At 47.2% G+C, this 15,074-nt stretch carries 11 protein-coding genes; 5 read left to right on the top strand and 6 right to left on the bottom strand.

The genetic code is table 11. The annotated features are described in order from the left end of the window. From V512_RS10810 to V512_RS10790, 5 genes are all read right to left on the bottom strand, one after another. Entirely contained in the window at positions 1-993 is a 993-nt protein-coding gene (locus tag V512_RS10810; protein ID WP_099830473.1) for an ABC transporter permease, read from the bottom strand. Position 994: 1 nt separating this feature from the next. Further along, on the bottom strand, positions 995-2,518 hold the full coding sequence (locus tag V512_RS10805; RefSeq protein WP_099830472.1) for a sugar ABC transporter ATP-binding protein: 1,524 nt from the start codon (positions 2,516-2,518) through the stop codon (positions 995-997). A 14-nt stretch (positions 2,519-2,532) separates the two neighbouring features. Next, positions 2,533-3,228 carry a deoxyribose-phosphate aldolase gene (gene deoC / locus V512_RS10800; protein WP_099830471.1) on the bottom strand — a complete coding sequence of 232 codons (696 nt, stop codon included), beginning with the start codon at positions 3,226-3,228 and terminating at the stop codon, positions 2,533-2,535. 83 nt (positions 3,229-3,311) lie between these two features. Continuing rightward, positions 3,312-4,280, bottom strand: a complete 969-nt coding sequence (locus V512_RS10795) for an ABC transporter substrate-binding protein (protein WP_099830470.1) — start codon at positions 4,278-4,280, stop codon at positions 3,312-3,314. 165 nt (positions 4,281-4,445) lie between these two features. Further along, entirely contained in the window at positions 4,446-6,305 is a 1,860-nt protein-coding gene (locus V512_RS10790; RefSeq protein ID WP_099830469.1) for a transporter substrate-binding domain-containing protein, read from the bottom strand. A 393-nt stretch (positions 6,306-6,698) separates the two neighbouring features. On the opposite strand from V512_RS10790, the gene V512_RS10785 reads away from it, so the two are divergent. The 5 genes from V512_RS10785 (at position 6,699) to V512_RS10750 (ending at position 12,040) form a co-directional block, all read left to right on the top strand. Beyond that, entirely contained in the window at positions 6,699-7,496 is a 798-nt protein-coding gene (locus V512_RS10785) for an electron transfer flavoprotein subunit beta/FixA family protein (protein ID WP_099830468.1), read from the top strand. Continuing rightward, positions 7,489-8,487, top strand: coding sequence for an electron transfer flavoprotein subunit alpha/FixB family protein (locus V512_RS10780; protein ID WP_099830467.1), 999 nt, complete (start codon positions 7,489-7,491; stop codon positions 8,485-8,487). Before V512_RS10785 ends, V512_RS10780 begins: the two co-directional genes overlap by 8 nt. Beyond that, complete coding sequence (locus V512_RS10775) at positions 8,484-9,890, top strand: FAD-linked oxidase C-terminal domain-containing protein (RefSeq protein ID WP_099830466.1); 1,407 nt, start codon at positions 8,484-8,486, stop codon at positions 9,888-9,890. Before V512_RS10780 ends, V512_RS10775 begins: the two co-directional genes overlap by 4 nt. Before the next feature lie 161 nt (positions 9,891-10,051). After that, positions 10,052-10,411 (top strand): hypothetical protein, encoded by a 360-nt coding sequence (locus tag V512_RS15145; RefSeq protein WP_243392390.1) that lies wholly within the window; start codon positions 10,052-10,054, stop codon positions 10,409-10,411. A 1,005-nt stretch (positions 10,412-11,416) separates the two neighbouring features. Continuing rightward, a complete protein-coding gene (locus V512_RS10750) occupies positions 11,417-12,040 on the top strand; it encodes a class II aldolase/adducin family protein (RefSeq protein WP_099830463.1) in 624 nt (207 codons plus the stop codon). Positions 12,041-12,473: 433 nt separating this feature from the next. On the opposite strand, the gene V512_RS10745 is transcribed toward V512_RS10750, so the two are convergent. Continuing rightward, the gene (locus V512_RS10745) at positions 12,474-14,975 is read right to left on the bottom strand and encodes an ABC transporter substrate-binding protein (protein WP_243392389.1); all 2,502 of its coding nucleotides are present in this window, start codon (positions 14,973-14,975) and stop codon (positions 12,474-12,476) included. Positions 14,976-15,074: the final 99 nt, after the last annotated feature.

The raw sequence follows: 15,074 nt of genomic DNA, 5'->3' as shown, positions 1-15,074 counted from the left end.
TCACGCCTTTTTTAAGAGTTTCTTCAGACCTTCGCCCTTCTTTCTACTCTTCACAAACTGGTCGAAGAATACTGCTAGTATGATAATCGCTCCGATGACAATCTGCATTATGAAGGGATCTACTCCTAGCAGATTACCGCCATTTCTGATCGTCTGGATTATCAGGGCACCCATGGCCGTACCAAGAACAGTACCGACTCCACCACTAAGACTGGCTCCGCCGATGACGACCGAGGCTATAGCGTCCAGCTCGTAGCCGTTTCCTCCAGTCGGTACTCCTGCAGCCATTCTCGTTCCGAGCATCAAACCGGCTATAGCACTGAAAATCGCAGCAACGATGTAGAAGGAATACATATTAAGTCGGATATTGATACCGGATAGTCTGGCTGCCTCCTCGTTACTTCCTATGGCATACAGATTCCTTCCGAATTTCGTATACTTCAACACAAACATCATAAAAGCTGCAAGAACGATCCACGTCCATGCCAGGGCCGGTATCCCGAGAAATTCGGCAACTGCAAACTGCCTGTACTCAGTAGGAACACCGGTAACCATTCTCCCGCTTGAGATGTACATAACAACGCCTCTTACAAGCGTCATCATACCAAGCGTTGCTATGAAGGCAGGCACTTTTCCGTCATGAACCGCCACGGCATTTATCAGCCCTACCAACGCACTTATTCCAAGAGCGATAAGTATTCCTACAAAGGTCGGAAACTGGAACTCTCCTCTTGTGGAAGTGAATATCGCGAATACCATTCCGCTGAGACCTACTATAGAACCAACAGATAGATCTATACCTCCAGTGATGATAATCAAAGTCATTCCTATCGCAACAACACCGTTTATCGAGGACTGCCTGATCAAATTAGTAATGTTAGCCCATGACGAGAAGTTTCCTTTTGTTGCGATGGCCAGAAAGACCCACATCACAACTAAGATTATCAGAAGGTTTCTTTCGGTAAAAGCCTTTCTATCCCTCTTTCTAGCCATTTCAGACTGCCTCCTTTATCTTTTCTTTCGAAACAAGGTTCTTCATTGCCAGTGTCAAGAGATACTCCTCTGAGAAGTCTTTCTTTTCTACCTCGGCTGCCATCTTTCCGTTCGAAATTACGTAGATTCTGTCAGACATTCCCATTAGTTCGGGAAGATAGGAAGAGATTAGAATAATTCCCTTTCCGGATGCCAGAATCTCTCCGAACAACTTGTAGATTTCAGACTTAGTTCCAACGTCGATTCCGACAGTCGGTTCATCGAATATCAGTACATCAGTGTTCTTGCAGAGCCATCTCGCGATAATAACCTTTTGTTGGTTTCCACCGCTCAGCTCAGAGACTTTCTGGAATATGCTCCCGATCTTTATGGAGAGTTTGTCGACATAATCTCTTGCTTGCATGTGTGCTTTCCGATAGTTGATTAGAGGACCCGTCATAGTGTTGTCAAAATTGATTATGTTTATATTGAAATCAACATCCTGCTGCAAGAATATCCCCTGTTTTCTTCTGTCTTCCGGCAGATAACCGATTCCGTGTACCAATGCATCTTTAGGATTCTTGATTGGAACATCTGAACCCCTTACATGGATACGTCCTTCACTTCGGTTGTCGACTCCGAAAATAGCTCTCGCTATTTCCGTTCTTCCTGCACCGACAAGACCGAAAAGTCCGACCACTTCGCCGGCCCTTACTTTGAAAGAGATATTCTCAAATCTGTCGCCGGAGAGATTCTCTACTCTCAAAAGCTCTTCGCCGGGTTCCGTATCTTTCTTATAGTACATTTCTTCTATCGATCTTCCAACCATTAGGGGGATTAGTTTCTCAACATCTTCAAGTTCCTCTGTGGTATATGTTCCAACTGTAGCTCCGTCCTTCAAAACCGTCACCGTATCGCAGATGTCGAAGACCTCTTCAAGGTTATGGGAAATGTAGATAATCGCAGTCCCCTTCTTTTTTAGATCTCTAATGATCCTGAACAGAATTTTCGTTTCGTTCCTTGTCAAAACGGCCGTGGGTTCGTCGAAAATGACCAGTTTCGATTTCTGCCATAGCGCCTTGGCAATAGTTATCATTTCGCTCTCGGCTATACTTAGCTCTCTGATGTTTCTGTGAACGTTTATATCCAACCCTATTTCATCAAGAAAGTCCTTGGATTCTTTGTACATCTTTCTCCAGTTGACAAATGGACCGATCATGGGCTGCTGTCCAAGAAAGAAATTCTCCGCAACGGTAAGATCGGGCGTTACCATAACGTCCTGGTAGACAGCATATATCCCGAGTGCCTTGGAAATCAGAGGAGAGTTCCTGGTCACTTCGCTTCCCTCGAAGATCATGGTCCCCGAATCTTTCGTGTAAGCTCCTGTAATTATCTTTATCAGAGTTGATTTACCTGCTCCGTTCTCTCCTACAAGACCCCTTACTTCACCACTCTTGACGGAGAGGGAGACGTCGTCAAGAGCCTTAACAGCAGGGAAACTCTTATTTATCCCTTCAAGCTCGATTACAGTCTTTTCATCAGGCATGCCATCGCACTCCTTTAGCTCCCGTATTTCTTCTCATACTCTTTGAGAATTGAAACACTGGCACTTGAGCCGAAAACGGTCGCTCCCAGCTCCATGAACTTCTCAACATGCTCAAGGGTTCTAACACCACCGGAAACCTTGATCTTCTTCTTGCCGGCAACGACAGAGTTTATTAGTTCAACATCGCGATAAGACGTTGCTCTTGGGCCAAAACCAGTCCCGGTCTTAACGAAATCTATTGTTGGCACATCAACTATAAGTTCACAGACTTTCACAATTTCATCTTCTGTGAGTCTGCTGGTCTCTATTATAAACTTGCAGATTCTGTTTCCTTTCTTCACTCTCTCAGAAAGAACTACAAACTCTCTCTCAACGAGATCCCATTTATTCGACTTCACAGCGGAAACATTGATCACAATATCGAAATCAGTAACTGTTTCTCCCAGGGAAAGGTAGTACTCTACTTCCCTCATCTTCATATCTGTGGGAACCATCCCGAGCGGGAAGCCCCCCGGCCCTACGTTAATCCCAACTTCCGTTCCCTGCACTTTGTCTATTACATACGTGGGGATAGCATACCAAGGTACAACGACATTTCTGAAGTTGTACTTCAGCGTTTCATCAACGAACTTCTCGATATCTTCCCACCTAGCCTCGGGATTAAGCAAGGTATTATCAAATCTTCTATTGAAAGCCAGCTCGTTTTTCATCTAGTAATTACCTCCATGTGGCCAAAAATTCTGAAAATGGGCAGCTTTCGCTGCCCATCGTGTTCATTTAAACAACTTAAGAATCAATACCTCTTTCTAGAAAATGGATCAAGTATCTCCATAGACTCTTCAAGAATGTCCTTGGTGATGATATAGACACCAGTGTCATAGTATTCGGGAAGAGGCTCGCCGTGAATTGCCATGAAGGCGTACATAACACCCTTATATCCCATACCATGGGGGTCCTGAACGATAAGGGCTTTAAGTGCTCCGCTGTCAAGTGCCTCGATTTCCAGAGGATCCGAGTCGTAAGCAACGGCCATTATCTGGTTCTCTAGACCTCTCTGTTCGATAACTCTCGCAACACCGATACCAGTGTGGTTGTTGTCAGCGAAGAAACCAACCAGGTCGGAATGGGCTATCAAAAGGTCTTCTGCTGCGTTGGCTGCTCTAGAAATGTCATTGTCAACATAGATCGTCGGAAGAACTGTCAGATTGGGTGCGATCTCCTTCAGTCTGTTGATGAAACCAGTGTCTCTGTCGGTAAGAACCTGGACACCAGCCATGGCGCTAATCAAACCAACTTTTCCGTCGAGAGGCTTGTTGTTAGCCTTTAGAGCCTCAACGAGCTTGTCGGCTGCCGCCGCTCCACCAACAGCGTTGTTCGTTGCGAGGAATGAATTGAAACCAGTATCATAGACGAAGTTGTCGATGAGAATTATCTTAATTCCCTGTTTGTATGCTTCGTCCAGAATCAGAGAAGGAGCTTCTGAACTTGTAGAAGAGATGACTATTGCATCAGGCTTCTTGTTAACAACATCTTCGAGTATGGATATCTGAAGATCGATATCGGCTTCGGACGGAGGTCCGTAGACCGTGACGTTAACTAGTCCCTGGAGATCGTGTTCGGCATTCTTGCCACCCACAATTGTGTACTGCCAGAAGTCAGAATCCGTTGCCTTGACTATAAAGGCAATTTCGTAAACTGCAAAACCTAGAGTGGCTCCGAAAAGGATAGAAGCCATAACGAGTAACATAAGTACTTTACGCATAAGCAAAACCCTCCTTATATGGTTGTTCTGTACATACGCACGTACACATGTACGTACAAACAAAATAATTATAGCAAGCGAACGAACTCGCAACAAATTTGAAAAACAGAGAAAATTTTCGTAATTAGAAGTTTGGAGTCAGAAAGAAGACATAATCGTCTTTAATCACTCTTGATCATCGCGGATTGCTTCTGGAAAGTTTGGCCCTCTGGAATCAGTCTTACTGTTCACTTCTCTTTTCTTCGAATACATTGCAAGTTCTGCATTCCTAAGTACGTCATAAAAATCAGTTACAAGATCTTTCTTAGTGGCAACTCCAAAGGAGGCGCTAGCTTCCACAGAGAAACATCCCACCTTGCTCAGGTTTTCCTCTATCCTTGAGACGATTTCCTCTGCCTTTTCGGTGTCTGTTCTCAGAAGAAGGACAACAAACTCATCTCCACCCCATCGAACGACGAGATCCTCGTGCCTGCAGGATTCCTTAATTGTGCGAGATATCGTCTTCAGATAGTCGTCGCCGTAGAAATGGCCGAAGGAATCGTTTAGTGCCTTCAGCCCGTTGACATCCGCAAAAATGACTGAAATCGGAAGATTTCTCGAAGTGTCAACCCTGGACACTTCTTCATCGAAGAAGGTCCTGTTGTAGAGGCCAGTCAGCGAATCGTGGAAAGCAAGGAAACGTATTTCTTTACTTTTCTTGATCTTTTCAAAGGCTCCAAGAGCGTGAAGCATCAACAACTCGGCAAGCTCGGCATCTTCTTGTTTGAAGCTTCCCGATTCAATGGTGACCGTTTGAAAAACACCGTAATCTCCAATAGGAACACTAAGTACTGCCTTGATCTTACTGCTTGAAGGTCTTGCATCGATTTCCTTCGAAACGTCATCGATTATTATTGTTTTCCCCGTCTTCAAAGTCTTTCCAGCAATCCCCTCATACTTCGGAACGCGAGAGTTGACCTCAATGTTACCAGAATGTCTCTTGGCAACTAGATAGTCTCCTTCAACAACATCCAGACTGTAATAGTCGAAACTCAGAATATCGGTGGCTGCTTCAACAATGAGATCATAGACTTCCTCTTCTTCTGTGCAGCTCTCCATCTTGAAGGCAATATCATGGAGACTTCTTATCTTGGCCCTCAGGCGCTCGTTTTCAGTTGCCTTCTTCTCAAGCTCCTCGGTTCTTGCCTTGACACGTCTTTTAAGAGTGTGATTCCAGATCCAGAGGAAAAACAGACCGATGGCAAAGAAAACGAGAATTCCTGCGGCCACCAACAGATGCCTCTTGTTCTCTTCGAACCAGTTTGCAGAGCCAAACCACTTCTCGAAAATCATGCCGTATTCCCCGCTCTCTCTTACAAGCAGGAGGCCCTTATTCAGTTTATTGAGAAGAACGAAGTCGTCTTTTGCCGTTGCGAAAGCGTAGTCTCTGTCGAAGACCGCGGTACTCGAAACTTCAAGATTATCGATCTTGTTCTCCTTGACAAAGTAGAGACATTGGTACTTCTCGAAAAGACCAAAGTCGCCACTTCCTGAGGATAGAAGCTTCAGTCCCTCTATCGGAGATTCAACGGCAATGATTTTGTCTGTAATTGAATTCTCGAGCAGATAATCATGCATAACTCCGTTGCGCTGAACTACTATTTCTTTACCGAACAAGTCTTCAACTGTCGTTTCCTTTTGACCCTTTCTATAGAATATCCCCATATGGAGGGTATTGTGGGGAATCGAGAAGCTATATATCTTCTGTCTCTCGGGAGTAACAGCCATCCCTAATAGACCGTTAAGTTCTCCCGACTGAAGCTTTTCGACAACACTGTTCCACTCACCAAGCTCAATCTCAATATCCAGTTCGGCTGAGTCTGCAACCGCACGCATCAAATCAACATTGAAACCGATGGGCTCGCCGTTTTTATCAACAAACTCATACGGAGGATAAGCATTATCCCCGCCAAAAGTGAGCTTATCTGCAATTACTGATGTAAACAACAGAATCGATACAAGCAATGTAAGAACGATTTTATTCATTTTTCGATTCACCCCGGTCCCAAATATCATATCACGATCATTACAAAAAAAGAAAGTCTTCATGAAAAGCAGTCTGTTGAGTATCGTCTGTAATAGCTATATTCATGACAAGTAGCAAATCTCGAAAGTTCTCACCTAACTTAAGAGTAATATAATCAAAATTGTGCTCTATCGATTTGTTCACTTCCGACAAAATGCTGGTATTTCATTCTTTTTATTCAGTCATTAGTTTGGTTTTCTTGAACCGTAACGGTTTCACGGATTCTCTTCTTCCCGAATCAGACAGAACCAATCTCTCAAGCCGAGTTTGTTTACCTGCTGCTCTCCTGCGAGAAAGTGATCGACCTGTGTATTAATATTGAATAGAGATGACAGTTCGAGGGGGAGTTCATTTTGAAGATTCTTGTTCTTCTAAAACAAGTTCCGGATACCGATGAAGTTAAGCTCAATCCCGAAACGGGGACGATGATAAGAGAAGGAGTTGGGACAGTTATTAATCCGCTTGACCTTCATGCGCTGGAGACCGCTTTGAGGTTGAAGGAAGCAGGTGATCATTCGATCACCGTGGTCTCTATGGGACCTCCTGTGGCAGAAGAGGCCGTAAGAGAGGCGATTGCCATGGGAGCCGACAGGGCGGTTCTCCTTACAGACAGAAGATTTGCGGGAGCCGATACATGGGCCACAGCCATGGCTCTAGCGAGATTCGCGGAAAGAGAAGGTCCGTTTGACCTGATCCTTGCTGGAGAAAAGGCAACAGACGGCGAGACAGGGCAGGTCGGACCCGAGACGGGAGCCATGCTGGGCATACCGGTAGCGACCTATGTTTCCAGCATAGTCGATCTCGAGGATAACGAGATTACCGTTGAACGCGAAGTAGAGGACGGCAAAGAGATATGGAATCTCCCTCTGCCTTCACTAATATCGGTGACAAAAGACGTTAACGAGCCGAGACTTCCGACACTGAGTGGCAAGAAACTGGCGAAAGATGCGCCCATTGAGAGAATCGGAAACGATTCTCTTGCAATGGATCCATCGGAGACCGGTCTGACTGGTTCACCTACGAGAGTAGTAAGGATAGGAACCCCAAAACTCTCAAGAAAGGTAGAGATGTACGAAGGAAGCGATCTAAAACATGGGATAGATGAGATAAAAAAGAGACTGCTTCCATATCTGGTGGTGAATCATGAGTGATCTTCTGGTAATCGCAGAAAGAAGAGGAAGCGAAATCCATTCGAGTACATATGAACTACTGGGGAAGGCTCGCGAGCTTTCACTCAAGCGTCCCTTCAACGTTTCGGTAGCGGTCCTCTCTGACAATCGACTTGATGAAGATGCAACGGCATCGCTCTTCTCCGGTGGGGCCGACAAAATTATCATGGCTATAGATAAGAGTCTTGGAAGATTCAACTTTGAGCCCTACACAAAGACTCTTGCCGCGATCGTCAAGAAACTCTCGCCGGAAATCGTGCTTGCCCCGGCGACGACTTCGGGGAGAACCTACATGCCCGGACTGGCGGCGCTGTTGAAGACCGGCCTTACTGCGGACTGCACCGGACTGGATATTGAGGAGGACACAGGAAATCTGCTGCAAACCAGACCGGCAATCGGGGGCAATATAATGGCTACGATCAAGACCCCTAACCACAGGCCCCAGATGGCAACGGTCAGGCCAAAGACATTCTCGGCCTTGAAGGAACCCTACATGGGAAACGGCGAAGTGGAATCCTTCGAGGTTACTCCAGAGATGATCGAGACAAACGCAACGCTTCTCCAGTTCAAACCAATAGGCGAAGGAAAGAAAGGCGTTCAAGACGCAGAGGTAATAATCGCGGGAGGGATGGGTCTCAGAAAAGTTGAGAACATGGAACCGATCTACAGACTTACAAAGCTGATTAATGGGACCGTAGGTGCTTCCAGAAAGATAGTAGATTCGAAGTGGGTCGGACATGAAGCCCAGGTAGGACTAAGCGGTCACACGGTCAAGCCGAAGATCTACATCGCTGCAGGAATTTCCGGAGCCGTTCAGCACATTGCAGGAATGCAGACTGCTGAATTCATAGTTGCAATAAACAGAGACAGAAACGCAGCGATATTCAACTTCGCAGACATCGGGCTTGTAGGAGATGCCGTAGAGATCTTGAACGATCTCGTAGAAGCCCTTGAGTCGGAGGTGAAAAAGTGAAATACGGACAGCTTAATGCCAACCTAATAGAAGAGCTCCAAAGGCTTTTACAAATCCCTGTGAAGTACGACGAAGAGTCTCTGGATCGATACTCGAGAGATGAGACGGCAGAAGTGAAAGCCGTGAGACCCGAGGTAATTACTTTCCCGGTGAGCACTGCCGAGGTTTCGAAGATTATGAGATTTGCAAACGAGCATCTGATTCCAGTAACTCCGCGTGGAGCAGGAACCGGACTATCCGGAGGTGCAGTTCCGTCTTTCCGGGGAATTGTCATGAGTTTTGAAAAGATGAACAAGATCCTTGAATTCGACGAAGCCAACATGATGATTACTTTGGAGCCGGGGGTTATCACCGGAGAGATCCAGAAACTGGCAGACAGACATAACCTCGTTTACGGGGGGGATCCCTGCAGCAGCGAGAGCTCCTCGATCGGGGGCAACGTTGCGGAAAACGCCGGAGGAAACAAAGTCATGAAATATGGACCGACGGGATACCATGTTTACGGCCTTGAGGTAGTCCTGCCCTCAGGAGAGGTGACAACTTTCGGCGGGAAGAGGCTCAAAGATGTCAGCGGATTTGACTTCGTCCACCTCTTGGTCGGTTCGGAAGGAACTCTTGGAATAGTGACCAAAATTATCCTAAGGCTCCTTCCGAAGCCAAAGTACTCAGTCGCACTGCTCGTGCCCTATCCAGATATTGATACTGCAATATCAGCAGTGCCGAAACTAATGAGCGGCTCCGGAGTTGTTCCGACTTCTCTTGAATTCATGGACGCCTCATCTATCAAAGCAGCCTGCAGATTCCTGAATGTGGAGTTCCCATACGCAGATGCCGGAGCCCATCTGATAATTGAAGTAGAAGGCAACAGCAAGGATTCAATCTTTGATGACTATGTGAAGCTAGGCGAGGCAGCTATGGCCGCCGGTGGTCTTGAGGCCTTCGTGGCGGACAACAGAAATACAAGAGACAAACTATGGAAGGCAAGAAAATCGATTGCTGAAGCCCTCGCTGCAATAAGCCCAATACACAGCATGGAAGACGTCTCCGTTCCGATGGCAAGTATACCAAAACTGATAAAAGCATCCGAAGAGATAGCCGAGAAGTATGGTCTTGAGATGATCTCCTTTGGTCATGCAGGAGATGGAAATGTGCACGTAACCTTCATAAAGGGGAACCTTCCTCAAGACCAATGGGACAGAAATCTCCCGCTGGCCGAGAAAGAGCTCTTTGACGAAACCACAGAGTTGGGGGGCTGTATCAGCGGAGAACATGGTATAGGAATCAAGAGAAAGAAATATCTCGCATCGATAATCGATGAATCCCAGCTTGAACTAATACGCGGCATAAAGAAGGCCTTTGACCCGAACAATGTGCTCAATCCAGGGAAGATTGTCGATCTTTGAAATAGACCGAGGTTAGAGGTCAGTGGTCAGAGGTTGGAAGAGCAAAAGAGACTGGTTCGCCGAAAAGAGCCGCTCGCTGCTTGCTAGGATACGCTGAACGCTGTGAAGGGAGAGCCGAGGTCAGGGATTGCAGGTTGGGGTGTGGAAAGAGTGAATATCAGTTGCAAGATTCAGAAGTGATGCTGCCTCCGGCAGGAAGTGAGGCTCGCTGGCGCGAGGAAGTGATGCCCGGAGGAACATCCGGGGAGGTGATGCTGACGCTTTCGCGCCAGGAGGGAGAAAAAACTACCGAGGTCAGGGATTGCAGGTTGGGGGTTGGTAAGAGCGAAAATCAGTTGCAAGATTCAGAAGCGATGCTGCCTCCGGCAGGAAGTGAGGCTCGCTGGCGCGAGGAAGTGATGCCCGGAGGAACATCCGGGGAGGTGATGCTGACGCTTCGCGCCAGGAGGGAGAAGAAATTACCGAGGTTGCGGATAGCGGGTTGGGGATTGGACAGAGCAAAAGGATTGCTTCGCCGTTGAGCGATTCTCCGTTCTCCGAAAAGAGCCGCTCGCTGCTTGCTAGGATACGCTGAACGCTGTGAAGGGAGAGCCGAGGTCAGGGATTGCAGGTTGGGGGTTGGAAAGAGCGAAAAATCAGTTGCAAGTTGCAAGTTGTTAGTTGTAAGAGCGAAGGCCGAGGTCGGAGGTTTGTGATTGGGGGTTCGAAAGAGCAAGAGAAACATGTTCTCCGTTCGTTACAAAGAACCCGTTATTCGTTCCAAAGCGAGGATCCGTTCTTCGTTTTTGGTCAAACCATCCATTTAAATAAAGAGAAGAGAAAAGCAAAGAGGGCAGGCAAGGGTCCGGGATCTCCAAAAGCCTTGAAAAGCTCTTGGTCCCCTCTCGAGAGTTCATCATTACCCATAAGCTAGGGAGCTAAAAAGAAATCATATTATGCTTCTTGTCTCTTGGCAGTGCATGCTGTATTTGGCTCCTGATGATCCTGATCTTAAGTCATTCCTTGGGAAGAGCGGGAAGAGGAGAGAGGAAGAGAGAGAAAGAGAGGGCGAGAGGACGCGAAAAACGGTACAGACGTCAGGAGCCCGTCAGTCCCTATTTTCGCTTCTCGTCTTCTCGTGGTTTTTAACTACGATTTCGGTCTGCGGTGGCTCTCTCTCGCTCTTCTCGGAGGACGGTGGACCCGTTGACGGACACCGCTGTTTTGAGCAGCGTACAGCGGGTTCTCCGCTTTTAAGCGTGCAGCGGAACTTCCAGCGATCAGCGGGTTCTCGTTCTTAAGTGCACAGCGGATCTTCAGGGCGAGATCCCGTGCAAAATCATCACGGGATGACTAAACAAGTGGATTCCAGCGCAGGCTCAGAAGTTTAAACTCTCGAATGACAGTCCTTGACGTCATCTTGGCACACTGCAACTGACAACTTGCAACTGTTCTCGGCAACGAAAAGTAACTCGCTATAATAAAATCTACTTATAATTATTTCATTCTATATATAGAGCAGAATATCGAACAGAATGGAGGTCATTATGGATTTGAGAGAAGAACTGGTCCTATTTTCAAAGCTTGCGTGGGACAGAAGACTAACGGAAAGCACCGGTGGAAACATGAGCGTTCGAATCGGAGATCATATTGTGATAACTCCTACAACAATGGTGAAGCATTTTTTGACGGAAGAGGATCTGGTCGAGGTCGATCTTGCGGGAAACAAAGTGAGAGGAAGAAGAGAAGCATCGTCTGAATACAGGATGCACTTGAAGATTTACAGAGAATGTAACGAAGTTGTATCCGTTTTTCACGCTCATCCTGTTCATGCAACGACTATGGCCGTTCAACAGAAGGAGTTCCCGGTAAACGTCCTGCCCGAAACGGCGCTCATGCTGGCTCCAATAACTTATCTGCCCTACAAAATGCCAGGCACAGACGATTTCGCAGAGGTATTCGGTGAAGGCCTGAAGCAGGGTTCGAGAACCTTTGTTCTCAGGAATCACGGTGTCACTGTTACCGGTAAAAGCATAGAAGAGGCTTACGCCAAGCTCGAAACACTGGAATTTCTGGCGCAGATAACCCATCTCTCAGGCGCAAGGCCCGGCCATCTGGAGATCCCTTCTGAAGAAGTTGAAAGGTTCTTGAGAAAAGTTAGGGGATACTAGAAGCACCGTAGGTTCTAAACTAATCTCACTGGAGCGATTTCTGATTCTTTTATGTTGAGACGACTTTCGATACCCTATTTGCGGGTCTGTTCAAAAGAGAGTTCTTGAGACTTAAGAAGAGTTCTTCTCCTTGTAGCCATGCTTCATGAAGTAACAAGACCCCAGATTTTCTGGGGTATCTCTTGAGTTATCTTCACTCGGTCATGAACTGGTCCCATTCTCATTCATCGATAGACGTTGAGTTTGTCCAACAGTGACTGCCGTCTTGCAGACAGCAGAAGATTCTCGAGATCTACCTTACAGAGCAAAATCTCTTTCATCGCACCTCATTTCTCGAACCCGCGTTTCCTTGAGAAACTGAAGGAGAGGCAGTGCAAAAAACACTACCTCTCCAAATTGCGAACTACTCTTCAAATAGCTCTTCAGAAAGCTATCAGAAGAGGACCACCGAAGTGGAAGCCGAAGCTGGGATAGCTCCTTCAAGCTCCGCAATAGCCATGATAACGTATGATCCAGACTCGAGTTTCTCAAACACACTTGCCGGTATCGTGCACTCGAAGACGCCATGCTGGACCATAACAGCCTTGAACTCGACACTTTCCTGACCGATAATCAAAGAAACCGTTACTTCTCCGACTGTCGCAGGAATCGCCTCGTCAATCGGGTACGTGACTTCCGCGACGTGAACCGTTACTGGAAGATCGCTACCCTTCCCTATGAAGGCGGGGGTTTCGATACTCTCAATCTCCAGTCTTAGCGTCTTCAGTTCCTCTATCCAGTAGGTGTCTTCAAATGGATAGCTTGGATCTCTGAAAGCTCTTAGTTCCATGAAGTTAGATGTTGAATCGAACTTTGAGAGATAGAACGGACCGTTGCTGATGTAAGCATGACCGTAGTTGTCTATGAATTTGATCGCCGCATCGTATCTCTCGAGAACATACTGCTCATCCACAAACTCCTTGATGTAGTTTGGAATGTGTTTCCTTTCCTTCATCTCGACAAGTTTAGCTCTGATGTCTTTCACACACGCAGGAGCAATAGCATCGACTTCGGTGAAGGCAGGATCCATAGTTATTGAGTAAGAAGTGCCGGACTTGCTGCCTTCAGTTACAAGCAACGACATTGCTTCTGCGATCTCCCATGCACAACCGACCGCATGGCCCGATGCAGAGACACTTATACCCGGCGCTCCCCAACTAGCAACTCTTTCCTTGCTCGCGGGGAAGTTGTAGTCGAAATACACCGTTATGGTATCATCCTCGTTCAATACCCAGCCTATTATAGTATCCAACGAATTCTTAAGCGACGAGGAATACGCCCGCTCGTACTGGAGGTCATCATCGCCCTCTTTGTTGGCCCATTCCATCTGGAAGCCCTGAGCGTACAGAAAATCAACTACCGAAATTGGTTGTCCATGATGTAAGTTGCCGAATCTGAACTCATACGTAGCCATAGACATCGATTTTTTCCCTTCTCCAACCTTCAGCCAGGCTTCGTTGAACGGGCAGTAATTTATCGCATTTGCGGGAACATCAAAGTCGCCTACTACATCTCCCTCTTCGTTACGCCTTGCCCTGGTTTCAACTTCAACCGGTACCGCTCTTAAAGGTGTGGGGATAGCTGATGCCGGACTTTCGAACATCGCGGAATCATAAAGGTTTCCGGCTATGTAATTCGAGTATACGCTGTCAAAACCGTCCGTCCCTATCGGGTCCCAGGCATCCATGAAGAGCGACCCCATAGCCGAGAACTGCGTTATGAATAGCGTTCGGTCATCTGTAACGGCAGTTCTTATCGACCAGGTGTTGAGACCGTCCCCAAGCCCATAAGCGAATCTCTGCTTCAGTCTCGCCGAGTTGGCAACGAAGAAATCCAACTGATTTACAACATATATCCTGACTGCTTCCTCAAGACCCAGCTCAAGACCTCTCAGCGCCAGTTCCCAGTACTCCTCCTCGGTCAGGAAGTTTCCGGTATAGGCATTCAGTGTAACCTCATCAATCTCATCCTGTTGATAGTTCCAGAAGCCTTCCGTCATTCCACCTGGCATGTACCCGTACCACGGGGCGTACATCTGGGCGACGATATGCTCCCAGAAGGCTCTTGTTGCTCCTGCTCCCCAACCTTCTGTGTACATCTGCCAGGTGAATTCCGCCGGATCTCCACCGTAAACAACGCTGCTGCATTTGATCCTGTCCCAGTAAAGCCTTTCAGCCTTCAGTCCTGCCTTTTCCAGCTGATCGGCGATGTAATCTCCTTCCTTTAGGCGGCCTTGAGGGTCGTCCACTCTAATGGCGATTTTGATCGTAACGGGCTCATTGTCAAAGTACCAGAAGCCATCGGCTCTCTTCACAAGCCTTCCGACATTTTCCGGAAGATTAGCCGCAGCCTGCATAGAGCTTTCTATTACTTCCAAAGCTCTTGCCTCGTTACCCTCTGCTGTAAAGCCAAACTTCGTTGCGAGAAGGTTATAACGGTACGTTCCAGGCTGTCCCGTTGTAGCCATAGTGAACGCCGGAGTGCCTGCACCTCCAAGAATCTCATCGACTAGGTACTGTCTGTTAATCAAGTCGTTAATCGCAAACCTGATATCCCTGATAGCAAAGGCATTGAAGTACTCCTTGCCCCCAACTTCTACTACATAGGGCGCTTCGTTGGGAATCGGGTTCATCAGTAGCGACCACGAACCGGATGGAACGGCATACAAATCAAGCTTGTCTCTGGTGGCCTGATCGAGTCCGAAGATCTGAGGACCAGATAGACCCCACATGAAGATATCGGTCATCCCTTCCGCAGTATCTTTCAGAGCGATATCTTCGGACATCCTAACGTTGAAATAGACAAGATCAGGATAGGGCCCCTTCTGCACTGCAAGCGCAAGCCCGCCGAGCAGCAACAACATCACTAACACAGAAGTTGTTAGTCTTCTCTTCACTTTTTTCGCCTCCTTTTGTAGTTGCCAGTTCGTAAGAGACACAGTTTTGACTGGGATAAAGCTGTTTCAACTAGGTAGGGCTTCCTGAAAAAGCACACA

The organism is Mesotoga sp. Brook.08.105.5.1, from assembly GCF_002752635.1.
In the GTDB taxonomy this organism is placed as follows: domain Bacteria; phylum Thermotogota; class Thermotogae; order Petrotogales; family Kosmotogaceae; genus Mesotoga.
Note: the sequence above shows the minus strand (reverse complement) of the source record. Positions and strands in the feature narration are given on the sequence as shown.